This window comes from Sporomusa sp. (assembly GCF_035561255.1).
GTDB lineage: Bacteria > Bacillota > Negativicutes > Sporomusales > Sporomusaceae > Sporomusa.
Map to the genome: position 1 here is coordinate 19,264 of NZ_DATMXX010000070.1, position 23,325 is coordinate 42,588.

The window sequence follows — 23,325 nt, forward strand, 5'->3', positions numbered from 1 at the left end:
AACTCGATTGGCGGCAAATATTATAGGAAGGCTTCTTTTCGCAACCAGGACACAATAGCTGCGTTAGCCTGCGAAGCGTGATCTGATAAATGGTGGTCACCACCCTGATAAAGCATTAATTCTTTAGAGCCTGTCGCCAGATTGTAGATCGTATGAGCCTGGCCGACAGGGACAATAATATCTGCGGTGCCGTGCAGTACAAGGAGTGAGGTGCGGGCAAGCCGCTTAACAGAGGCTAATAAGTCATGGTTCTGAAAATCGCGAATAAAATCAGGGGTAAGGAACAGGTTGCCATACGCATCGGTTAGATTCAGGTTTTTGCCTGCCAGCAGTTGCTCATAATGGCAGCCTAAGGCCTGCTGAAAGGTAGACACTAAGTCCCAAGGGGTCGCCCAAAGGATAAGGCCGCTTATTTTTTGATCTGCTGCAGCCACGGCTAGCGAGGCGCTGCCGCCCATGCTCCGGCCGAGCAATACGGTTTGACTGTCGACATTCTGGCGGGAATACTCAATAACGTCATTTAACTCCGCCATCTGGCAAGATAGGTTTTGAAGTGGGGTAAAGTCAAAACGAATCACATTTACGCCGGCGGTGGCAAGGGTTTCGGCAAGCAAAACTGCCTGGCCGCCGCCATCTTTAGTACCCCGGAAGCCATGGGAGATGATTAATGTCGTCTTCGCAGACCTGGCGGCTGGATGAATAACGCCGGATACAGTATTTTTACCTGTGGGAATCATAATGGTTTTCATAAAATATACCTCACAGAAATCTTATTCTCGCCGAAAGTGTTGTAAGCGGTTGGTTATACTAATCAATGTGGTACAAATCAATTCCAAGGAGAAACAAAATGTGTGGCCGACAACGTATCAACCAGTAGTGGGCGGAGCTAAGGAGGAGTAAAATGCCTGAAATGATATTAGGTTATCTGATAAGCAATTTTCTGATTGACAGCCACCAGTATGAGCAGTGGCACCGATTGAGTCTGGATGAGTTGAAAGGTACGCTGGCAGCTGCGAGAATCATGACTGCTGCAGAGTTTGACGGTTTAAGTAATCAGATTGCTGCCGGAGCTGAGCTGAATACAGTTGAAAATCAATATGGATATCAGGACGCGCCAGAAATAGACTAACCCAATGCAAAGAGCCTGCTCCAAAAGAACATGTGACGTTTTACAGAAGACAAACAATAAACATGTAAGCTGAGGGGGAACATTGGTAGTAGGAATTGATTATAGAAATAGGTACTAATATATGGGGTTAACCTCGTGAATAATTATACATCAAAACAGGTATAAGGACAGGCTGCTATGCCTGTTTTTTTTCTTTAGAATATTCATTTATTCTCTGAGTTAGGTATATATGGAAATTGAGGAACAATAAGGATAAGGCAGGATATGTGATGTATACAATATTTTGTGATTTAGGGACTTGCACAATTGTGGATACCTTGATAAAATAGATTCTATTCACACCTTTAATATCTGATACTAAAACTTGATATAGGGAGGTGGAATCGGTTGCTATGCACTGGTTGTGCATTGAATTTAATCTAAATTTACAATAGAGGAGTGCAGTAAATGGAGTTTTTGTTAGCGCTAGCTAGTATCATGATGGTGAACATCGTGCTTAGCGGCGACAATGCTGTGGTCATTGCTATGGCCAGCCGTTGTTTGCCCCCGAAGCAGCAGAAGATGGCCATCCTGTGGGGTAGCGCCGGAGCAATAGGGCTGCGAGTTATTTTAACACTTGTAGCGGTTGTACTCTTGCAAATACCCTATGTGCAGTTTATCGGCGGACTACTCCTTATCTGGATTGCAGCTAAATTGCTGATGGAGGATAAGTGTGAGGAAAATGTCGAAGCCAGCGGTTCCTTTATGGCGGCGATCAAGACAATTATTGTCGCCGATCTGGTAATGAGTCTTGACAATACTTTGGCAATTGCTGCTGTGGCTAAAGGTGATTACATGCTGCTGGCCTTAGGCCTTGCCCTCAGTATTCCCCTTATTATCTTCGGCAGTCAACTTATTATTAAAATTATGGATAAATATCCCATCGTTGTATACGCCGGTGCTGCTTTAATTGCCTGGACAGCCGGTGAAATGATGATCAGTGACCATAAAATCGGCCCTGTCATTCATGGTGTTTTTCCTGAGTGGCTGGTCCCTGCAGCCATCACCATTGGCGTGCTGGTGGTAAGTGTCTGGTGGAAGAAAAGTCACCAGGAACAAGGTGCCGACAGTGGTGCAAAAGCAAGCCATTCAACGCAGCAATAAATTAAATAAGTAATATAAAAGGCATCGCTTTTAGAGTGATGTCTTTTTTGTGCAGGTAATCGCTATGGTATAGCGAATATTTATAGTGAATTTGCAGTTTAGGAAGGGTTGACTATTATGGCGGCAATGCCTACATATATTCAAAAACGCTTGGCTTTATTTCTGTTTTTAACCATAGTGGCACTGGTTGGTTTGGCTGGCCGAATTGCCTGGATTCAGTTTGGCGAGGGGCAGCTGCTTAGTGCTAAGGTGCGGGACCAGCTTAGAGAAAGCCGGGTCATGCAGTCGCCGCGCGGGACAATCTATGATCGTACTGGGCGGGAACTGGCTGTTAGCAGTATGACAAAATCGCTGTATGCCAATCCAAGAGAGATAAAGGATGCCTCTGTGCTGGCCGATCTTCTGGGCTCTGTTTTAGGTATAAGCCCGGAGGGGATTAAAGAGCGTCTGATGACAGGAGCAAGCTTTGTATGGATAAAGCGGACCCTTGAACCGGAGCAGACTAAGGCTGTGACCTTGCTTATTAAAGAACACGGCCTTACTGGTCTTGGCTTTGTTGAGGAGAGCAAACGTTATTATCCCAATGACAGTTTGGCGGCACAGGTATTAGGGTTTGTCGGTACTGATGATATTGGCCTTGAAGGGATCGAGATGACGCTTGATAAGACGATCAAAGGACGGGAGCTCAAGCAGGTCATAGACACCGACAGTCATGGTACGCCGATTTTTAAGTCAATATTTTCATTTATTCCCGAGAAACAAGGCAAATCGGTGTATCTAACCATCGACAGCACGATTCAGTATATTGTGGAGCGGGCACTTGATAAGGCTATGGCTGAGACCGGCGCGCAGGCCGCTACCGTAATCATTATGCAGCCTAAGACAGGTGAGATTCTGGCGATGGCCAGTAGGCCGACCTATAACCCTAACCAGTTTGAGCGTTATAGCTCTGAACAATGGAAAAACCGGGCAGTTTCTATTGTCTATGAGCCTGGTTCAACCTTTAAGTCTGTTATTGCGGCAGCTGCGCTTGAGGATGGGAAAGTGCGGCCGGATGAGCGTTTTATTGATAAAGGCTTTGTTGAAATCTCCGGGCGGCGGATAAAAAACTGGAGTGATGAAAGCTACGGAGATGTATCTTTTATCGATATCATCAAGAACTCGATTAATACCGGTTTTGTGCAGATCGGTATGCGGGTGGGTGCTGCTAAATTGACAAGCTATGTCCGGGGTTTTGGGTTTGGTAAAGTATCAGGTATCGAATTACCGGGTGAGGAAGCAGGCTTGATGTTTGATCCTAAAGAAATGCGTGACAGTGACACTGCCACTATGTCTATCGGACAGAGTATTGCGGTTACTCCCATTCAACTGACGGCTGCAATAGCAGCTATTGCCAATGATGGGGTGTTGTTGAAGCCCCGGATTATCAGAGAGTACCGCAACGATGACGGCACACTGGCAGAAGCATTTGAACCGATAGCTGTCAGGCAGGCCATTAGCCCGGCAACTGCGCGGACATTAACCAGCATGCTGGAAAAGGTTGTCAGTGAAGGCGGTGGAAAAAAAGCAGCTGTTAAAGGCTATCGTTTTGCAGGAAAAACAGGAACCGCCGAAAAACTAAAACCAGATGGAAACGGCTACCTGTCTGGCCGGTATATAGCTTCCTTTGGTGGCTATGGCCCTGTTGAAGACCCGCAAGTAGCGGCTCTTGTCGTTCTCGACGATCCTGCTGGTATTTATTATGGCGGTGAGATTGCGGCGCCGGTGTTTAGTGATATTATGTCGCAGGTAATGCGTTACTTGAGTATTAGACCTCATGAGGGTAATCCGCTGCTACCGCCGGATAATCCGGTAGTAAAAAGCGCTGAGTTACCTTACTCTGTTCCGATTGCGGATGGACCTTCAGCACCACCGCCGCCCGGACATGTATTGGTACCGGTGTTAAGCGGTAAAAGCATCAGGGAAGTCGGTGAAGATCTCCATAGTCTGGGGTTGACTTTTGTGCCAGTGGGGACAGGCTCAGCGGTGAAACAAAATATAGCCCCCTATACAGCTGTCAAACCGGGGGCGGAGATTATTGTCTACTTTGAACCAAGATAAGGCAGGTGGCTGCATATGTTAGACAAAATCGAATTAGCCCAGCTGCTTGCTGAAATGGCCCTGCTGCTGGAGCTAAGCGGTGAAAATACGTTCAAGATACGCGCTTATCAGAATGCGGCGCGTACCATTGAACAACTTGACGGCAGCCTGACCGATCCGGGGGTTGCAGCCAGGTTAGCAGGCACTAAAGGAATTGGTCCGGTGCTTGGGGAAAAGATTCGCGAATACATTGCTACAGGCCGGATAACCTATTATGAAGAGCTTAAGAGTAGTTTACCACCTGTGCTATTTGAACTGATAAAGCTTCCCGGCCTGGGACCAAAGAAGGCGTTGGCATTACATGCACAACTTGGGGTCCAGTCTCTGGGCGAGCTTGAGTATGCCTGCCGGGAAAACAGGCTGGTATCTTTATCAGGTTTTGGTGGCAAAACCCAGGAAAGGATTCTGCAGGGGATTGAAGATATGAAAAAATCTCAGGGGCAATTTATCCTTGGTGATGCATGGCCGGTAGCCGATTTGATTGTTGAATATATTAAACTTCAGCCGGGAGTAGTGCAAGCTGCCATTGCCGGCTGCATCCGCCGCGGCCTTGAGGTTGTCAGGGGTATCGAGGTTGTAGCTGCCAGTTCGTCGCCGGATAATCTGGTTGACGGTTTAATGGAGCTGCAGGGAATCGACCATGTGGTTAGCCGTGAGGCAAATAAAATTACAATTAGGCTGTTAAATGGCCTTATTTGTACAGTTTATATTGTTGGAACTGATGATTACTGGACAGCGTTAGCTTATTATACAGGCAGCAGCGGTTATGTCGCTAAGCTGGCAGAGCAGGCTACACGGCAGGGATTGATATTTAACGCTGCAGGTGTTACAACAGAGGCCGGCGATCGGGTTGCAGTGCAGGATGAACGCAGTCTTTACTCCCTGTTAAAGCTGCGCTATGCTGAGCCTGAGTGTAGAGAAGATGAGGATGAACTTAAGCCGGTAGGGACAGACACAGACGTGCTGGTGGCTGCGTCAGATATTCGGGGCGTTTTCCACGTCCATACCACTTATTCTGACGGGGCGGGTAGCCTTGTTGATATGGCTGCCGCCGCCAGGCAACGCGGCTGGCAGTATTTGGGCGTTGCTGATCATAGCCAGACGGCGGTTTATGCCAGAGGCCTCAGAACTGAAACTGTTATGGCACAGCGGCGGGAGATTGAAAAACTGAATGCAGCACAGCCTGGGTTTACTATTTTGACGGGGATTGAAAGCGATATATTACCTGATGGCTCGCTTGATTATCCGGATGAGGTATTGGCAAGTTTTGATTTTGTGGTGGCATCAGTCCATTCGGTTTTCCGTCAGAGTGAAACTGACATGACTCGCCGTATTGTGAGGGCTGTGCAAAATCGTTATGTAACTATGCTGGGGCACCCAACCGGGCGGCTGCTGTTGGGCCGAAAAGGGTATGCGGTTAATTTAACCGAGGTTATCCAGGCTGCTGCCCAAAGTGGAACAATTATTGAGATTAATGCCAGTCCTTACCGGCTTGATCTTGATTGGCGCTGGTGTCGAATTGCTAAAGAACAAGGGATTCTATTTGCTATTAATCCGGATGCACATGCTGTAAGTGAATTTGAGCATATGCGCTATGGCTTGGCGTTAGCCCGCAAAGCGGGACTGACGGCCGGCGATATCGTTAATAGCTATCCCTTTCCTCAAGTATTAGGGGTGTTGCAGCGCAAGCGCCAATAGCCCTGGCTGTGTATAAAAAAACATAAGAGGTGGCTATAGGCCACCTCTTATGTTAATTGATTTAGTTGCTGCTGTTGATATCATATTGTGAAGTCATGGTGCCAGTTGTGCTGGTGGTGGAAGTTGAGCTTTGGCCGCCCAACGATGATTCATATTGCTCGATCATGCGGCGAACCATGTGACCGCCAACCCGACCGCAATCGGCCGATGTCATAGTACTCCAACCTTGGCTGCGAACGCGTTCGCTTATACCCAATTCATTAGCAACTTCCATTTTCATTTGATCAAGGGCGTTTTCAGAGCCGGGATTAACTGGTTTTTTGCTTCTAGACATGTAATAAGCACCTCCTGAAATTTGTCTAAACCTAGTATTTACGACTAAACTAATCGTTATCCAAAAAATATTATGTTAATTAAGTAAAATGTTGCCAGCGCTGATTGAGCGCTATCTTGTAAAAAAATAGTACAATTATTTTGGAAGGAATTTACAAAATGGCAGAGAATTACTATATGCACCAGACCGTTGCTATAGAACTGCTACCAGGTGGGGGCTTGCGATGCATGAAATGACAATTGCCCAGGGTATCCTGGAGTTAGCTCTTAATACAGCCAGCAGTCATGGTGCCGGCAAAATAACCGGCATTAAGGTATTGGCTGGCGAATTGACCGGTGTTGTGCCTGAAGCCCTGGAGTTCGGTTTTGCGGCTTTGGCCGAAGGTACATTGGCTGCTGGGGCTTGCTTATTGATAACTATTGTTCCGCTAACCGGCCGGTGTCTGGATTGTGGTGCTGAGCACCGGGTTGATAAATATCGCTTCATTTGTTCATCATGTGGCTCATATGCTATTGAGATTGTGTCAGGCCGGGAACTTAAAGTAGAAAGTGTGGAGGTGGAGTAGCATTGGAAATTCCTGTTATGAGTAATATTCTTAATAAAAATGACGAGAATGCTGCAGCACTAAATGCCATGCTGACTAGCCGGGGAATTTTCACGGTGAACCTATTGGGCTCACCAGGGTGTGGCAAAACGTCGCTGCTGGAACAAACGGTAAGATTGTTAAAAAATGAGCATACTCTCGCTGTGATTGAAGGTGATTTATATACCTCGAAAGATGCTGACCGGCTTGCTGAGTATGGAACACCGGTTGTTCAGATTAATACCCGGGGCGGTTGTCACCTGGACGCTTCTATGGTCAAGGCTGCGTTAGCTAAGCTTGATTTAGCAACAATTGATATTCTGATTATCGAAAATGTTGGTAATTTGGTATGTCCTGCAGAGTTTAATGTAGGTGAGCATGCAAAAGTTGTTGTACTTAGCATTACAGAAGGCGAGGATAAACCACTTAAATACCCGCTTATTTTCCGGCAGTCTGAGGCTATAATTCTAAACAAAATTGATTTGTTGCCTTATACAAGCTTTGATATGGATGCTGCTATTTGTGACATAAGAGGATTAAATCCTCAAGCGAGCTTACTGCAAACCTCCTGCAGAACAGGGGATGGGCTAACTGCTTGGATTGAATGGCTTAAAACCAGGGCGTCCCAGACGCGCAGGCAGGCAAATACGATTTAGGGGGTTAAGTGTGACTAGTCTGGCGGAAAAAGAGCGGGAAATTGAGATTGTGCGCGGCCAACTGCATCTGTTAGTTGAGCAAAAACATGGTAATTTCTCGGATAGTGAGGTAACAAGAATGAGCACTTATCTTGACAAACTTATTGTTGAGTATGAACTGGCCAGCGTCCGGCGGTCTAATCAAAGTTGATCCCGTCAGGCTGATACGAAAAACTGAGGTCTAATCCGGCTGCTGCAATTATAAATTGTACTAGTGGGGTATTTACTCCACCAAATAGTACTCTTTATAGCTGCGGAGGGAATGGAATTGAGGAAAACGGGGAACAGGCAGGAACTCAAAAGAGGCCTTAAAGAGCGTCATATCCAATTAATTGCTCTTGGCGGCTCTATTGGGGTAGGATTATTCCTGGGATCATCAGCGGCGATTCAGACGGCTGGTCCAGCTCTCCTGTTTGCATATCTTATTGGCGGTATCGTTGTTTTCTGCCTGTTAAGGGCGTTAGGCGAGGTGGCAGTTGCGTATCCGGTAGCTGGTTCATTCAGCACGTATGCTCATACGTTTTTGGGACCGTTGCCTGGTTTTTTAACAGGCTGGACATATTGGTTCATGTGGGTTGTGACAGGCATGGCTGAAATAACTGCCGTCGGTGTCTATATGAATTATTGGTTTCCCGAACTGCCACAGTGGATTCCCGCTCTGGCAGCGGTCGTTATTATGACTGGTGTCAATCTTGTTGCAGTAGAAGCCTTCGGTGAATTCGAATTTTGGTTTGCTTTAATCAAAATTATAGCCATTGTCCTTTTAATCCTGGGTGGGTTTGGGATGATCCTGTTTGGTGTTGGCAATAATGGTGTTCCGCTCGGTATTTCGCACCTTTGGCAACATGGCGGGTTTTTCCCGTATGGAATAAGTGGTGTGGTTATGGCACTGGCCATGGTATTGTTCTCCTATGTCGGCATTGAAGTGATTGGCATTACGGCCGGCGAGGCCAAAGAACCTGGAAAATCACTGCCGGCGGCTATTGACAAGGTGTTTTGGCGGATTATACTGTTTTATATCGGATCATTGTATGTAATTATGTCGATATATCCCTGGACAGAGATTGGCAGTGTAGGCAGTCCGTTTGTATCTGTCTTTGAAAAGCTGGGGGTAGCTAATGCCGCCGGCATAATGAACTTTGTCGTGTTATCAGCAGCGCTATCTTCCTGCAATAGCGGTGTTTTTAGTACAGGACGTATGTTGTATACCCTGGCTGCTCAGGGTGAGGCGCCAGCATTTTTACGGAAGCTTAACAATAGCCAGGTTCCTGTTAATGGTGTGCTTGTTTCATCTGCTTGTTTAACAGCAGGGGTAGCCCTCAATTATTTCATTCCCGCGAAAGTATTTACCTATGTCACAAGTATCGGTACCTTCTCTTGTTTGTGGGTGTGGGCAACCATAGTTATTGTTCAGACAAAATTCCGGCGCAGCCTGAGTCCTGGCGAGAGGGCAAAGCTGGCCTATCCAATGCCCTGGTACCCGGTTTCAGGTATTTTTTGTTTGCTAATGCTGGGGCTGGTGGCTGTTGTGATGAGTCAGGATCCTGATACTCTTCTGGCTCTGGTCATCGGCCCGATATGGCTGCTAGGGCTGACGATGGCGTATTTTTTTTGGCGGAAACTGTAACCCTGCTTCAATGTTCTCAAATTAACATTAAGTTGGCGTGATTTTTGCATAACAATTGTTGAGCGATACGATGCAACTTGTGAGGGGGATTCATTTATGTTTGAACGTCCGGTTTGGGCAGAGGTTGATTTGGCCGCGATCAAAAAAAATGTCGAAAAGATCAAAAACAGCCTTAGTCCCAATGTCAAGTTTTGTGCTGTAGTTAAGGCTGACGCCTACGGGCATGGCGCGGTAGCCGTGGCCCGGGCAGTTTTGTCGGCCGGTGCTGACCGGTTGGCGGTAGCTCTCCTTAGTGAGGCTATTGAGCTTCGACAGGCAGGTTTTTTAGCTTCTATCCAGGTACTTGGCTATACCCCGCCGCATCAGGCACGTACGGTCGCAGCTTATAATATTGCGCAGACAGTGTATACAATGGAGGCTGCCAGTGCTTTAGCGGCTGCCGGGATTGAGACAGGGAAAAAGGTGAAAATACATATAAAAATTGATACAGGCATGGGGCGGATTGGTATTTTGCCTGAAGAGGCAGGCGAATTTGCCAGTGCGGTATCTGTTATGCCCGGGGTAGAGCTTGAAGGCGTGTTCTCTCATTTCGCCACAGCCGATGATACTGATAAAACCTATGCTAAAGAACAATACGCTAGATTTGAGGAAGCGCTAGCGCGAATAAGTGCCAAAGGAATTAAGGTGCCAATAAGGCATATTGCCAATAGTGCTGCCACTTTGGAAATGCCGGAGACCCATCTGGACATGGTGCGGCCAGGCATTATCCTGTATGGACTATGGCCATCGGCTGAAAGTAAGCGCAGCATTGAATTGACCCCGGCTATGCGCCTTAAAGCTCAGGTTGCTCATGTTAAAACTGTAGAGTCCGGAACGAGCATTAGCTACGGCCGAACTTATACGGCACGAGCTGAGCGGAGAATTGCCACATTGCCGATCGGTTATGCTGACGGCTGGACGCGGCTGTTATCAGGTAAGACCGACGTTCTTATTCACGGTCGCCGGGCACCTTTGGTAGGTAGGATTTGTATGGATCAATGCATGGTTGATGTCAGTGCCATACCAGATGTTCAGCCAGGTGATATAGCTACGTTGTTTGGAGCACCGGAATTATCAACAGATGAGATCGCGGCTATTGTAGGGACGATAAATTATGAATTGGTGTGTATGGTGAGCAAGCGGGTGCCACGGGTATATAAGAATAGTTAAGCGCTGGTTAAGGCTTCCTGGAGAGGAGGCCTTTTTTATTACCATAAAAATATTGGGCAGAGCTGAGTGCTCCGCCCAACAAACGACAAGAAAAGGAACCCCCAATTATGCCAGAACTTGCTCTAGGGGGGTAAACGGCAGGTTGTGGGCTTCGGAAACCGCTTGGCAGGTAACCTTGCCGTTATAGACATTAAGTCCTTTAGCAAGACCAGGATCGGCCTTAAGTGAATCTTTCCAGCCCTTATTAGCAATCTGGAGGGCAAATTCGAGCGTGGCATTGGTTAAGGCGAAGGTTGAGGTCCGGGCAACAGCGCCAGGCATATTGGCAACAGAGTAATGAACAACACCGTATTTCACATAGGTTGGGTCACTGTGCGTGGTAACGCGGTCAATTGTTTCCACTGAGCCGCCTTGATCGATGGCCACATCAACAATAACCGAACCGGGCTCCATCGTTTTAACCATATCCTCAGTAACCAGCTTAGGCGCTTTGGCTCCAGGCAACAAAACTGCACCAACAAGCAAATCCGCTTTTTTAACCCAGTTGGCAATATTATAACTGTTGGACATTACCGTAGTTACCCGGCCGCCAAAGATGTCATCAAGGTAAACCAGACGTTCAGCCGATTTATCAATAATAGCAACCCGGGCCCCCATGCCAACAGCCATTTTGGCTGCATTAGTGCCAACAACGCCGCCGCCGATAATTACTACTTGGGCAGATTCAACACCAGGAACACCGCCTAATAGGATGCCTTTACCACCAAACGGTTTTTCCAGGCAGTGTGCGCCTACCTGTACGGCCATTCTACCTGCTACTTCGCTCATTGGCGTCAAGAGCGGCAGTGTATGATGGCGTTCGATCGTTTCATAGGCGATACCAATTACTTTTTTATTTAGTAACGCTGTGGTCAGTTCAGGCTCAGGTGCCAAGTGCAGGTACGTAAACAGGATTTGCCCCTCATGGAACAGCTCATATTCTGGCGCAAGCGGTTCCTTGACTTTCATAATCATCTCCGATTTGTCAAAAAGCGCTTTCTTATCGGCAAGAATCTGCGCTCCGGCTTTTACGTAGCTTTCATCGGAGAAGCCGCTGCCTGCTCCGGCATTTAGCTCAACAAGCACAGAATGTCCGGCTTTTCTCAACGCTTCGGTCCCGGCCGGAGTAAGAGCCACCCTGTTTTCGTTGTTTTTGATCTCTTTTGGTACGCCAATAATCATGTTTTTTGCCTCCTAGTCCTTATTAGTCAGGCGCTAATGTGCGCCGCTTTGCTCATTGATAGTACAATGCAATTACTATGCCACAAAGTAATGGATGAATTTAATACACAATGTTCAAAAAATAACTTGACATAATGATCTAATGTCTCTTGATTAAGCAATATGAATGGATATAGAATTATGATTGTCAGAATAGTTGAAAAGATAATTTCGCAAATTTATATCGATTAACAACAAAAATTGCTGCGGTTATTGGCAGCGTTTTTTTGGCAACGCAAATGGGGAGCAGGTGGAAATTTTGGAAAGCGCAGCTGAAATGAGAACCCTATTGGCAGAACTCCGGCATAAGATTCAGGTGTATGAGACCATTCTGGAAAGGCTGGATGTGGGTATCCATGTCATTGACAACAAGGGTAAAACCATTGTTTATAACGATACTATGTCTAAACTGGAATGCTGTGCTACTACTGAGGTATTAGGCAAAGACCTGTTAAGTGCTATGCCGCATTTAACGACCGAGACGAGCACGTTGCTTACTGTTCTCAGGACCGGTAAATCGCTAACCGACCGCCAGCAAAATTATATTAATGCCCACGGTAAACAGATTGTTACAGTCAATAGTACTACTCCGCTGCTCATTGCAGATAAGGTTATGGGGGCGCTGGAAATCTCCAAAGATATTACCTTTATTCAGGCGCTGGCTGATAAGATTGTTAATTTGCAGGAAAACCTGATTAAACAAAAAAAAGGCGGACAGGTTCCGCATCACCCTAATACACGCTATACCATCGAGAGCATCTTAGGTGAAGCGCCCTTGTTGAAGGTGGCAATTCATTACGCCGAGCGAGCTGCCCGCACACCCTCCAATGTGCTGATTTTTGGTGAGACCGGTACCGGTAAAGAGCTATTTGCTCAGAGCATTCATAACCTAAGTCCCCGCAAACATCATCCGTTTATTGCTATTAATTGTGCTGCCTTACCGGAGCAACTGCTGGAAGGACTGCTGTTTGGCACAACTAAAGGCGGTTTTACCGGTGCTATTGACCGGGCCGGGTTGTTTGAACAGGCTAATGGCGGTACTTTATTGCTGGACGAGCTTAACTCTATGAATATGGAACTGCAGGCCAAACTGCTGCGGGTTCTTCAGGAAAATATCGTCCGCCGGGTGGGTGCCGCTAATGAAGTGCCTGTTAACGTGCGGGTTATTGCCACCATGAACATGGATCCATCTGCAGCCATCGAGCAGAAAAAGCTGCGGGAAGATTTATATTACCGGCTTGGTGTAGTCACCATCAGGATTCCCGCCTTGCGGGAGCGAAAAAATGATATTGCTATTTATACAACAGCTTTTATTAAAAAATATAATAGTGCTTTAAAAGTAAAGATAAAGAGGATTTCCCCGGGCGTAGAAGACATTTTCCTAAGGTATAACTGGCCTGGCAATGTTCGCGAATTGCAGCATGTAATTGAGGGGGCAATGAATCTAATCGTAAATGAGGAAGAAATTGAGGTACAGCACCTGCCGATGCTTTTTTGCGCCAATGCAGCTGTCAGCGCAGAATCGCCCCGGGAAGCTGCTGTTCGTCCTGTTGCTTTAGAAGCCGGGCAGACGTTGGGCGATCAAAAAGAATTGATGGAAAAAACAATCATTGCAGCGGCACTGGCCGAAACCGGTGGCAACACCACCCGGGCTGCCGGGCGGTTGGGTTTGACCCGTCAGGTGCTGCAATACAAAATAAAGAAATATAAACTGAAGTAGTGACAGGCCTGTGGCGTACATCCTGGCATTGATTGTGCATGATAAGTTTTCTGAGACTAAATGCAAAGTCGATGTGGAGGTTTTTTGCTATGGGCTATCCATTTGTGGAAATTGATTTAGAAAAAGTAACAGCCAACGCCAGGCTGCTTGTTTCTTTATGCCAGAAGCAGGGGATTGAGGTGGTTGGCGTTACTAAAGCCTGTTGCGCAGATACGGCGATTGCAGAGGCGATGGTAGCAGGCGGGGTGCAAGCACTGGGCGATGCACGAATCCAGAATCTCCGTAAGCTTCGCGAGGCTGGGATTAAGATTCCATTGCTGCTGCTGCGCATTCCTATGCCCAGTGAAGTCAGCGAGGTGGTAAGGGTTGCTGATTGCAGTCTTGTTTCGGAGTTCGCAACAATGCGCCAGTTAAGTCAGGCGGCAAAAAAAGCAGGGATCGTTCATGACGTTATTCTGATGCTTGATATGGGGGATTTGCGGGAAGGGGTTGTACCGCAAAAAATTTTGCCCCTAGTCCAGCAAGGTATGCTTCTGCCGGGAATCAGAGTACGCGGGTTTGGAACTAATTTTGCATGTTATGCCGGTTTGATTCCAACACCGGAAATCCTCAATAACCTTGTTAATCTGACCCAGAAGGTAAGGGAAGAGTCCATGCTGGCTCTACCTGTTATTTCAGGTGGAAACTCTGCCAATATTGAGCTATTAGTAAGCGGCGTTACGCCGGCGGGAATTACGCAGCTGCGGCTTGGCGAAAGCATTCTGCTAGGACGGGAAACGGTACATCGCAACCCCATTCCCTGTGCCTATCAAGATGCTTTTATTTTGCATGCAGAAGTGGTTGAGGTTCAGGAAAAACCGTCAATACCACCAGGGAAAACCAGTCAGGATGCTTTTGGTAATACACCTGTATTTCAAGACCGGGGCATAAGGAAACGGGCAATTGCGGCTATTGGCCGGCAGGACGTTGAACTTGAAGGGTTGCAGCCAACGCTGCCAGGTGTAGAGATACTGGGCGGCAGCAGTGATCATTTAATTCTTGACGTTACTGAGGCTGCCGGTGAAATCTGTGTGGGGCAGGAGTTGTGTTTTTCCATGGAATACGCCGCATTGGTCCATGCTATGATTTCTCCTTATGTTTCGCGGGTTTATAAACACCCGGAGAAATACTGCTGCGGATAATGGATTGGCGATTGTTGGGGATAGATGGGTAAATGGTATTCTAAATAATTAGATTAGTGCAAAAATTTTGGCACTACTGCAAATAATTTTGCGGCAATTGAACCGAAAAATACGGAATAATCCGTCTTTTTCGGTTGGCATCAATCTTGCGTTTAATAGGCCTAGCAGTTATTCATTGCAAATATTAAGCAGGAGGCTGGTCATATGGAAAACGTCAAAGTTGTTTTATGGGGTCTAGGTGCTATGGGGAGCGGGATGGCAAAAGACATACTGCTTAACAAGCAAGGGATTGAGATTGTGGCGGCTATTGGACAAAACCCCGCAAAAATTGGGAAAGACTTAGGGGAGGTTTTGGGGCTCGACCGCAGGCTGGGCGTCACTGTTTCGAACAATCCGGAGCAGGTACTGAAAAATACCAAAGCCGATATTGTGCTTCATTCCACCCAGTCCTTTACCTCAGATGTATATCCTGAATTAGTGCTTATTGCCGAATCAGGCAAGAATGTCATTACCATCGCGGAAGAGATGTCGGCACCACAGGTAGAAACCCCTGAATTAGCGGAAAAATTGAATAACCTTGCCAAGAAAAACGGTATCACAATTTTAGGTACAGGCGTCAATCCAGGTTTCGTACTGGATACATTAATTTTGACATTGACGGGCGCTTGCCAGGTAGTAAATAAAATTAGGGCAGCCCGCATTAATGACCTTTCGCCGTTTGGCCCCACTGTTATGAAAACGCAGGGCGTCGGGGCAACTGTGGAAGAGTTCCATGCCGGCGTAAAAACAGGGGCCATCGTGGGTCATATTGGTTTCAAACAATCGATTTACCTGATTGCCAAATCGTTAGGCTGGGAGCTTGATGATATTGTGGAAACCAGAGAACCTATTATCACCAATGTATTTCGGGAAACACCGCATGTAAAAGTGCAGCCAGGCATGGTGGCAGGCTGCCGGCATATTGCCCGCGGTTATAAAAACGGGGAAGAAATTATTACTTTGGAACACCCGCAACAAATTCACCCGGAATTAGAGGGTGTGAAAACAGGTGATTATATTGTCATTGAAGGCACGCCGACCATTAAGTTCGCAGATGAACAGGAAATCCCCGGAGGTATCGGTACGATGGCGACTGCTGTAAACATGATTCCACAGGTAATTAACGCACAAGCCGGCCTGCTTACTATGCCGGAACTTCCTGTCATCACTGCCTTGATGGGTGATGTTCGTCAAAAGATTAAACGCTAATAGCTGGATCAAGTGATAAATAAAGTAGTTCAGACACTGCTGGAGACACGTACGGAAACATTTGCCCCATCTCAATGCTTAATTTATAGCTAAGCAAATAAGCACCGCTGGTTCGATGTGATAAGAACACAGATAGTTTGGTTTGATCAATTTATGAGGGGGATTTTTAATGTCGGTTAGTGGTTTTGATGAAAAGGTCAACAGTGCGGTGGCCCAGCAGTCCGGTTTGGACAGGGGGATGAAAAGCAGGCATCTATTTATGATCACTTTAGGCGGCGTTATCGGGACTGGTTTATTTCTGGCATCTGGCTCTATTATAAATCAGGCCGGCCCGGGCGGCGCTGTTGTTGCTTATGTTATTGGCGGGTTTATCATGTATCTTGTTATGCTGTGCCTTGGTGAGCTTGCTGTGGCGATGCCTATCGCCGGGTCGTTTCAAACCTATGCCAGCACCTTTATTTCGCCGTCGGTGGGCTATCTGCTGGGATGGCTGTTTTGGTTAAACGGAGCAACGACCATCGGCATTGATTTGGTAGCAGCCGGGATGTTGATGAAGAACCTGACGCAAGTCTCGGAATGGATCTGGGTGCTTGGCTTCGGGGTTGTACTGTTCGGTCTGAACTCGCTGCGGGTGGGCGCGTTCGGCGAATCGGAATTCTGGTTTGCCAGTATCAAGGTAGCGGCTATCATCGCTTGTATTATTACCGGCGGGCTGGCTATGACCGGAACAATTGGTGGCCATGGCGCGATTGGGTTTAGCAATTATTTTGCAGATGGTCTTTTCCCCAATGGTGTAGGGGCGATTTTGGTGGCGATGCTGACAGTCGCTTTTGCGTTTAATGGTACAGAGATTATCGGTATTGCTGCCGGTGAGAGCGAGCATCCGGAAAAGAGTATTCCCAAAGCTGTCAATGCTACTGCCTTTCGTACACTGCTGTTCTACGTGCTGTCAATTATTGTAGTTGCAGCGATCATTCCCTGGAAAGAGGCCGGGGTAAAAGAAAGTATTTTTGCCGAAGTTTTTCAGTATGCAGGTATTCCCGGGGCTTATACCATAATGACCCTGGTCGTTATTACTTCGGCTCTTTCCTGCGGCAATTCCTGGGCGTACAGCGCTACCCGGATTTTGTGGGCTATGTCCAAGGGCGGAATGGCTCCCGAGTCTTTAGGGAAATTAAACAAATATCAGGTGCCGATGAATGCCCTGATTTTAACAATGGCTGTTTCCGGCGTATCCCTGTTATGTAGTGTTTATGCCGCCGATAGTGTTTATCTATGGCTTATTTCGATCTGTGGCTTGGCTGGGGTGCTGGGCTGGATGGGGATATGCGCCTCGCAGTTTCGCTTCCGGACTCAGTTTATCAATAGCGGCGGCAAGCTAACCGATTTAAAATACCGGACGCCTTTGTTTCCGTTGGTACCTATTTTGGGCTTCCTATTAAACTTAGTTATTGTCATTGGACTGTGGTTTGATGACAGCCAAAGAATTGCAATCTATGCCGGTGTGCCATTTATTATTGTGGTAATGGCCTATTATTACTTTGTAGTGGCTCCTAAAAGAGCCGCCGTAAATAAGCAAAATGGAAATGAAATGAACATAAACGAGTAATCATGGAGATTTGAGGGGGAGGGAAACGTCGTGGCTGATGCGCAGCAAGGAGACTGGGTACAAGTTTACAGGGTTGTTTTGACGGCCGGGGAGCGGGCACCGCACATACCTGTAGAAACACAACGTGTTCCATTGGAAATGAAAGTTAAAGGTTTTTTGCTGGATGAACAGGCGGCAGTGGGGCAGCAGGTAACCATCCGTACTTTTGCCGGAAGGCACCTTCAGGGCCAGTTGGTGGCGGTAAATCCAGCCTATGGGGTCGATTATGGCTTGCCGCAGCCGGAATTAATGATGATTGCCGGGGAGGTACGGGCTATACTGCGGGGTGAAAAAGATGCGTGACACAAGCTACCAGGCCGTCATGGCCCGGCGGCCGGAGATTATCCGGCGCGCCACCAATATTGACTACAATGAGTTTGAAAGTGGCGGTATTGCCTTTGATTACGAAAAAATGATGAGCCAGGCGGCTTATGATGCCGGGGAGATTGCTGCAATTCAGCGCGGTTCCGGGGTAGGCGGCACACCGCTTATTGAACTGAAAAACATAACAGCGCTGGTGCGGCAGATCGCAGCTCCCGGTAAAGGGGCAAGGGTTTTTCTTAAAGATGAAGCGGTCAACCCTTCAGGTAGTTTTAAAGCGCGCCGCGCTGCTGTATCTGTGTATCATGCCTGCAAACATGGTTATCCCGGGGTAATTGCCGCTACCAGCGGCAACTTTGGCGCCGCCATCGCCTCGCAGGCCGCAATGCGGAATCTCAGCAGCATAATTGTGCAGGAGGTCTTTGACAGCAGGGGTATCGGTCAGCCGGAGATTATGGAAAAAGGCCGGGCCTGTGAGGCGTATGGCGCTGAGGTACTGCAATTGTCGGTCGGACCTGAGTTGTTTTACATGTTTCTGCTGGCCTTGGAGGAAACAGGCTTTTTTAATGCTTCACTATATACGCCTTTTAGCATTGCCGGTATAGAAACACTGGGTGTGGAAGTTGCGGTTCAAACGGAAAAGCTCATAGGCCGTTATCCTGACGCCGTAGTTGTCACTCACGCCGGCGGGGGCAATGTAACAGGTACTGCCCGGGGTCTTAAACGAGCCGGTTGCCATGACGCCAAAGTGATTGCCGCCAGTGTCGATCTGGCTGGGCTGCATATGGCCAGTGATACCGATTTCAACCGCAAATCGTTTACTACCGGGCATACCGGTTTCGGCGTGCCTTTCGCCACCAATCCCGACCGGGTCGATGTGCCGCGAAATGCCGCCCGCTCACTCCGGTATATGGACCGTTATGTCACCGTTACGCAGGGCGAGGTATTTTACGTGACAGAACTGCTGGCTGCCCTGGAAGGCCTGGAGCGGGGGCCTGCAGGCAACACGTCATTGGCGGCGGCAATTTCCCTGGCCAGACAAATGGATCAGGCTGAAGTTATTGTGGTACAGGAGACAGAGTATACCGGGGCCGGCAAGCACCCATCTCCCCAACTGACGTTTGCCAAAACCAACGGTATTGCGGTGAGGCGCGGTTTGCCTGCCGACAATGTACCGGGGCAAACAATCGTCATTCCTGAACACCCCGGGCAAATTGCCGTCAGGGATGTTGACCTTGATAAAATGAGGTATTCCTATCTGCGTAATATTTTGACAGGCCGGCAGCACAAACTCAGTGTGGCAGATACCGAGTTTCTGGCACAGGAAATCAGGCTTTCGCCTGCTGCTGTTGAAGAAATGACGAAGCTCATAGTAAGTGGGCAATAAAAAATGTACAGGAGGTGAACCGGGAGGTTCCCGGATTTTATATGCAAAAACAGGATGAATTCTCCAGGCGCCGGGTCGGACTGGCCGCGTTATCTGACGCGCAGTTGAAGGAACGGTTTTGGCAGTTAACCGAACAAGTGGTGCAGCCGTTAGTGGAATTGGCCCGTACTCACACTTCGCCTTCTGTCGAGCGATCAGTATTGCTGCGTATGGGTTTTTCCAGCATTGAGGCAAACGCTATTGTCGACAAATGTGTCGAAAAAGAACTGCTGAGTAAAGGCGCAGGTCATGCCGTATGGCGGCTGGCCCAGCTTGAAAACATCGCTCACCGGGAAGCGGGACTGCGGTTAGCCCAAGGACTGGGCTGGGACCGGTTGCAGGCATTCTGGCAAAAAGGAGGGGGTGCTCGTGACCGTGAAAGCAGATGAGAAACTGGATATAGGCAGTATCCTGGCTGATTTAGAGCATTACCGCCCCCGGCGCAGGGGCTGGACGTGGCGAACCTCTGCAGAAACGGAGCAGACAGGGGCTTTCCCATACCGCCAGGTGTCAGAACCACTCAAACAGTCTTGCCCATTGCCTGCTGCCAAGTATTTTAACAATATTGATCCCCAGCCTGACTGTGTGATTACTACCGAGATCGCTTCCGGACGGTTTGAGGATGATATCCGCCGGATGCGGATGGCAGCCTGGCATGGCGCAGATCACATTATGGTTATTCGGACGGCCGGACAAAGTCATTTCGATGGCTTAATCGAGGGAACACCTGAAGGTGTTGGTGGTGTGCCAGTCACGCGCAAACAATTGCGGGCTACCCGAAAAGCACTTGATTTGATTGAAGATGAGGTTGGCAGGCCGATTAATTTTCACTCCTATGTGAGTGGGGTGGCTGGTCCTGAGGTAGGTGTGCTGCTGGCAGAAGAAGGGGTAAACGGGGCTCATCAGGACCCCCAATATAATGTGCTGTACAGAAATGTCAACATGTACCGTTCTTTTGTGGATGCCGCCGTTGCCAAACGAATTATGGCTGCTGCCGGCATGGCACAGATCGACGGGGCTCACAATGCCAATGCCACAGCCCGTGAAGCCTGGAAAGTGATGCCCGAACTCATGGTGCAGCATGCTATTAACTGCCAGTATTCGGTTATGGCAGGCATGCCGAAAGATAAAATCTGTCTGTCAACAGTACCGCCCACTGCGCCGCCGGCACCCTGCGTTAGTCTCGATCTGCCATATGCGGTTGCGTTGCGTCAATTGTTTGAAGGTTTTAGGTTCCGGGCCCAGATGAATACTAAATACATGGAGTCGTGCACCAGGGAGGTAACGGTTACCCATGTGCTGAACACCCTGCTATCCCGGCTGACCAGCGCCGACATCCAGAGTACTATTACACCGGACGAGGGCCGGAATGTTCCCTGGCATTACAATAATATCCACGGGGTTAATACTGCTAAGCAGGCACTGCTTGGACTTGACGGCCTGCAGGACATGGTTAGCTTAAACTTTGACGGGGAACTGGGGGCCAGAGTTCGTGAACTGAAAGAACGGGCCTGCCTGTTTATGGAGGAAATCATTGTTGCCGGCGGTTATTTTGCGGCAGTCAGTCAAGGTTTCTTTGTCGACTCAGGCCTGTATCCCGAACGTAATGGCGATGGTATTGCCCGCCAGCTGAATGGCGGAGTGGGGGCTGGCACGATTGTCCCCCGGGATGCCGACTATATGGCGCCGGTATGTGACCACTTCGGCTATAATGCATTGCCTGACGGCGTGACTGTGACTAAAGCCTGTGATCTGATTAATGGATGCACCTTGTGCAACCCTGATAAAATTGTCTGGATTGATGAATTAGACCCGGAGGACAATGTAGAACGCCGGATGGCCGAACATGATGCCGAGCACCGGCAGGGACTTTTGCGGCCAGAAGTGCAGTGGTATGGTGATGGTATTGTCTGTATGACGATGTTTCTGCCTGCGGCCGAACGGGTTGCTGAATTTGCGGCCAAAAGCATTGCTGAACGAATGGGGTTTGAGGAGGTTGAAGTCATTCACAAACAGGTTATGCATCCGTCAGAAGGAACATTGGTGGAAGTGAGGGGACGGGTTCCCTTTGCCATTGATCCGGCAGAGCTGGTAATACCTGCAGTGGCGGAAACACTTACTGAGGATACGATCAGGCAGTATGTGACCGAACACAAGTTTAAAATAGTTGCCGCTACTGTCGGTGAGGATGAACATTCGGTGGGGCTGCGGGAGATACTGGATATAAAGCATGGCGGTATCGAAAAATTTGGGATTGAATGCCACCATCTGGGAACTTCGGTGCCTGTGGAAAAACTGGTTGATGCGGCTGTTGAGCTTGGTGCAGATGCCATTTTGGCCAGCACGGTCATCTCACATGCCGATATCCACCGGATTAATATGCGGCGCTTACATCAATATTGCCAGGAAAAAGGCATAAGGGATAATCTTGTTATTGTTTGCGGCGGTACGCAGGTCAGCAATGAGATTGCTGTTGAGGAAGGAATGGACGCAGGTTTCGGGCGGGGTACCAAGGGCGTGCATGTTGCCAGCGCCCTGATAAAACGCCATAAAGAACTGAGGCATAGCTAATTATGGCAGCCATTGATGTGCTTGTTGCTGAAATTGGCAGTACAACAACTGTCGTCAATGCCTTTGCCGGCATAAAACAAGGCCTGCCGGAGCTAATCGGGCAAGGGCAGGCTGCAACTACTGTGCTGGATGGGGATGTAACGCTGGGGTTACATCAGGCCATTGCTTCCCTGCAAGAAAAGCTGGGCACCCCTGTAGCGTGGCGGCAAATGATTGCAGCCAGCAGCGCTGCCGGCGGTTTGCGGATGACAGTACACGGCCTGGTGTATGACATGACTGTTAAAGCCGCCAAAGAAGCGGCTCTGGGGGCAGGAGCCAACATTCATATGGTTACAGCCGGGGAGCTAAGTGAGACCGACCTTGATGAAATTCGACAGATTAACCCGAACATTATTCTGTTGGCCGGTGGTGTTGATTATGGTGAAAAACGAACCGTTATTGCCAACGCCCGCCGGCTGGCAACCAGTTTGGCGCCATCCACGCCAGTTATCTATGCCGGTAATGTTGCAGCTAAACAGCAGGTATGCGAGATCTTTACCGGCAGTGGCTTTAGCATAAAAGCGGTTGATAATGTTTATCCGCGAATTGATCAGCTCAATATTGAGCCCACCCGGCGGGTTATCCATGAGGTTTTTGAAAAACATATTACTGAAGCCCCGGGAATGCATAAAATCCGTAAACTGGTTGACGGGCGCATTATTCCTACGCCGGGTGCGGTTATGCAGGCGGCCCGTCTATTGCGTGAGGAGATTGGCGACCTTGTTGTCCTGGATGTTGGCGGTGCCACTACTGATGTGCATTCAGTAGCAGAGGCCGATCCTGATATTTCGGCGATGTTAATTACGCCTGAACCATTAGCCAAACGCACTGTTGAGGGTGACCTGGGGGTTTATGTCAACTTAGCCAATGTATTGGAGTTAGCTGATACTGAGCAGCTATGTGAGCGTTTTGCCTGCCAACCTGAGCAATTATTAAATCTGCGGACGCCGTTGCCGGTGACTGCAGCCGAGAAAGAGTTTGCCGGAATTTTGACTGAAATTGCAGTAACTACCGCGATAAGGCGCCATGCCGGCAGCATTGAGTATATTTATGGTCCGGCAGGCCGAATGGCAGTTGCCAGGGGCAAAGATCTGACAGGTGTCAAATGGATTATCGGTACCGGCGGGGCGCTGACCAGGCTGCCTGCCCGAATGGCCATCCTGTCAGGGATTAATAGTTCGCAAAGTAACTGCCTATTGCCCCGTAGCGGCCAGGCACTGATCGACAGGCATTATGTTATGGCGGCTGCCGGCTTATTGGCTGAACGGTATCCCGGTGCGGCGTTACACTTAATGAAACAGAGCCTGGGACTATAAACCCCGGGCTTGAAGTAAGGGGCTCCCTGATGTTTTCC

General features: G+C 48.5%; 21 protein-coding genes. 18 read left to right on the forward strand and 3 right to left on the reverse strand.

All coding sequences use genetic code 11. From position 1 onward, the window contains the following. Nucleotides 1-20: 20 nt before the first annotated feature. Complete coding sequence (locus VN379_RS04095; protein ID WP_325531066.1) at nucleotides 21-749, reverse strand: alpha/beta hydrolase; 729 nt, start codon at nucleotides 747-749, stop codon at nucleotides 21-23. A 152-nt stretch (nucleotides 750-901) separates the two neighbouring features. Between VN379_RS04095 and VN379_RS04100 the strand changes: the two genes are divergently transcribed. The 4 genes from VN379_RS04100 to polX all read left to right on the forward strand — a co-directional run bounded on the left by VN379_RS04100 (nucleotide 902) and on the right by polX (nucleotide 6,109). Then, on the forward strand, nucleotides 902-1,129 hold the full coding sequence (locus tag VN379_RS04100; RefSeq protein WP_325531068.1) for a hypothetical protein: 228 nt from the start codon (nucleotides 902-904) through the stop codon (nucleotides 1,127-1,129). A 447-nt stretch (nucleotides 1,130-1,576) separates the two neighbouring features. Further along, entirely contained in the window at nucleotides 1,577-2,272 is a 696-nt protein-coding gene (locus VN379_RS04105; RefSeq protein ID WP_325531070.1) for a TerC family protein, read from the forward strand. A 117-nt stretch (nucleotides 2,273-2,389) separates the two neighbouring features. Beyond that, nucleotides 2,390-4,372, forward strand: coding sequence for a penicillin-binding protein (locus VN379_RS04110; protein ID WP_325531072.1), 1,983 nt, complete (start codon nucleotides 2,390-2,392; stop codon nucleotides 4,370-4,372). 15 nt (nucleotides 4,373-4,387) lie between these two features. After that, nucleotides 4,388-6,109, forward strand: coding sequence for a DNA polymerase/3'-5' exonuclease PolX (gene polX, locus VN379_RS04115; RefSeq protein WP_325531074.1), 1,722 nt, complete (start codon nucleotides 4,388-4,390; stop codon nucleotides 6,107-6,109). Nucleotides 6,110-6,170: 61 nt separating this feature from the next. On the opposite strand, the gene VN379_RS04120 is transcribed toward polX, so the two are convergent. After that, nucleotides 6,171-6,443 carry an alpha/beta-type small acid-soluble spore protein gene (locus VN379_RS04120; RefSeq protein WP_325531076.1) on the reverse strand — a complete coding sequence of 91 codons (273 nt, stop codon included), beginning with the start codon at nucleotides 6,441-6,443 and terminating at the stop codon, nucleotides 6,171-6,173. 223 nt (nucleotides 6,444-6,666) lie between these two features. Here VN379_RS04120 and hypA point away from each other — a divergent pair, with 223 nt between their 5' ends. The 5 genes from hypA to alr all read left to right on the forward strand — a co-directional run bounded on the left by hypA (nucleotide 6,667) and on the right by alr (nucleotide 10,557). After that, nucleotides 6,667-7,008 carry a hydrogenase maturation nickel metallochaperone HypA gene (hypA, locus tag VN379_RS04125; RefSeq protein ID WP_325531078.1) on the forward strand — a complete coding sequence of 114 codons (342 nt, stop codon included), beginning with the start codon at nucleotides 6,667-6,669 and terminating at the stop codon, nucleotides 7,006-7,008. Nucleotides 7,009-7,010: 2 nt separating this feature from the next. After that, on the forward strand, nucleotides 7,011-7,682 hold the full coding sequence (gene hypB / locus VN379_RS04130) for a hydrogenase nickel incorporation protein HypB (protein ID WP_325531080.1): 672 nt from the start codon (nucleotides 7,011-7,013) through the stop codon (nucleotides 7,680-7,682). A 10-nt stretch (nucleotides 7,683-7,692) separates the two neighbouring features. Next, entirely contained in the window at nucleotides 7,693-7,872 is a 180-nt protein-coding gene (locus tag VN379_RS04135; protein ID WP_325531082.1) for an aspartyl-phosphate phosphatase Spo0E family protein, read from the forward strand. Nucleotides 7,873-7,983: 111 nt separating this feature from the next. After that, nucleotides 7,984-9,348, forward strand: a complete 1,365-nt coding sequence (locus tag VN379_RS04140; RefSeq protein ID WP_325531084.1) for an amino acid permease — start codon at nucleotides 7,984-7,986, stop codon at nucleotides 9,346-9,348. Nucleotides 9,349-9,444: 96 nt separating this feature from the next. Further along, nucleotides 9,445-10,557, forward strand: coding sequence for an alanine racemase (gene alr, locus VN379_RS04145; RefSeq protein ID WP_325531086.1), 1,113 nt, complete (start codon nucleotides 9,445-9,447; stop codon nucleotides 10,555-10,557). Between the two features lie 105 nt (nucleotides 10,558-10,662). Here alr and ald read toward each other — a convergent pair whose 3' ends face one another. Continuing rightward, the gene (gene ald, locus VN379_RS04150) at nucleotides 10,663-11,778 is read right to left on the reverse strand and encodes an alanine dehydrogenase (protein WP_325531088.1); all 1,116 of its coding nucleotides are present in this window, start codon (nucleotides 11,776-11,778) and stop codon (nucleotides 10,663-10,665) included. Nucleotides 11,779-12,067: 289 nt separating this feature from the next. Here ald and VN379_RS04155 point away from each other — a divergent pair, with 289 nt between their 5' ends. The 9 genes from VN379_RS04155 (at nucleotide 12,068) to VN379_RS04195 (ending at nucleotide 23,287) form a co-directional block, all read left to right on the forward strand. After that, nucleotides 12,068-13,537: a sigma-54 interaction domain-containing protein gene (locus tag VN379_RS04155; RefSeq protein WP_414714955.1), complete on the forward strand. Its 1,470-nt coding sequence runs from the start codon at nucleotides 12,068-12,070 to the stop codon at nucleotides 13,535-13,537. A gap of 89 nt (nucleotides 13,538-13,626) precedes the next feature. After that, nucleotides 13,627-14,718 (forward strand): alanine/ornithine racemase family PLP-dependent enzyme, encoded by a 1,092-nt coding sequence (locus tag VN379_RS04160; protein ID WP_325531092.1) that lies wholly within the window; start codon nucleotides 13,627-13,629, stop codon nucleotides 14,716-14,718. Nucleotides 14,719-14,922: 204 nt separating this feature from the next. Then, the gene (ord, locus tag VN379_RS04165; RefSeq protein WP_325531094.1) at nucleotides 14,923-15,966 is read left to right on the forward strand and encodes a 2,4-diaminopentanoate dehydrogenase; all 1,044 of its coding nucleotides are present in this window, start codon (nucleotides 14,923-14,925) and stop codon (nucleotides 15,964-15,966) included. 169 nt (nucleotides 15,967-16,135) lie between these two features. Then, nucleotides 16,136-17,575, forward strand: a complete 1,440-nt coding sequence (locus tag VN379_RS04170) for an amino acid permease (RefSeq protein WP_325531096.1) — start codon at nucleotides 16,136-16,138, stop codon at nucleotides 17,573-17,575. 30 nt (nucleotides 17,576-17,605) lie between these two features. Continuing rightward, nucleotides 17,606-17,917 carry a 2-amino-4-oxopentanoate thiolase subunit OrtA gene (ortA, locus tag VN379_RS04175; protein WP_325531098.1) on the forward strand — a complete coding sequence of 104 codons (312 nt, stop codon included), beginning with the start codon at nucleotides 17,606-17,608 and terminating at the stop codon, nucleotides 17,915-17,917. After that, nucleotides 17,910-19,322, forward strand: coding sequence for a 2-amino-4-oxopentanoate thiolase subunit OrtB (gene ortB / locus VN379_RS04180; RefSeq protein WP_325531100.1), 1,413 nt, complete (start codon nucleotides 17,910-17,912; stop codon nucleotides 19,320-19,322). The genes ortA and ortB overlap by 8 nt, the downstream gene beginning before the upstream one ends. Nucleotides 19,323-19,363: 41 nt before the next feature. Then, nucleotides 19,364-19,750, forward strand: a complete 387-nt coding sequence (locus VN379_RS04185; RefSeq protein ID WP_325531102.1) for an ornithine aminomutase subunit alpha — start codon at nucleotides 19,364-19,366, stop codon at nucleotides 19,748-19,750. Next, the gene (gene oraE, locus VN379_RS04190; protein WP_325531104.1) at nucleotides 19,731-21,932 is read left to right on the forward strand and encodes a D-ornithine 4,5-aminomutase subunit OraE; all 2,202 of its coding nucleotides are present in this window, start codon (nucleotides 19,731-19,733) and stop codon (nucleotides 21,930-21,932) included. The genes VN379_RS04185 and oraE overlap by 20 nt, the downstream gene beginning before the upstream one ends. A gap of 2 nt (nucleotides 21,933-21,934) precedes the next feature. After that, nucleotides 21,935-23,287, forward strand: coding sequence for a GlmL-related ornithine degradation protein (locus VN379_RS04195; protein WP_325531106.1), 1,353 nt, complete (start codon nucleotides 21,935-21,937; stop codon nucleotides 23,285-23,287). The last annotated feature ends 38 nt before the right edge of the window (nucleotides 23,288-23,325 follow it).